Raw genomic sequence first — 398 nt, forward strand, 5'->3', positions numbered from 1 at the left:
ATCGTATGGAGGTTATCCGTATTCCGGGTTACACCGAAGATGAAAAGATCAATATCGCGCAAAAATACCTGATCCCGAAACAGATCAAAGATAATGGCCTGAAAAAAGGTGAGCTCGCTATTGCCGAAGATGCAATAAGAGATGTGATTCGTTATTACACCAAAGAAGCGGGTGTTCGAGGGCTGGAGCGAGAGCTTGCTAAAGTTTGTCGCAAGGTAGTGAAGGAAATTCTAGAGTCTAAAGAGGCTATTGAGATTACCGTAGATAGCAAAAATATCGATCAGTACTTAGGTGTGCGCAAATTTAGTTACGGCATGGCTGATGAAAAGGACCGGGTAGGGCAGGTTACTGGTCTGGCATGGACGCAGGTTGGCGGCGAGTTGTTGTCAATTGAATGT

The 398-nt window shown here is 45.0% G+C and carries 1 protein-coding gene; it reads left to right on the forward strand.

All coding sequences use genetic code 11. The annotated features are described in order from the left end of the window. A partial coding sequence (locus tag A3729_RS09010) for a S16 family serine protease (RefSeq protein WP_304439709.1) occupies positions 1-398 on the forward strand: 398 nt, incomplete at both ends.

It is taken from the genome of Oleiphilus sp. HI0043 (genome assembly GCF_001634935.1).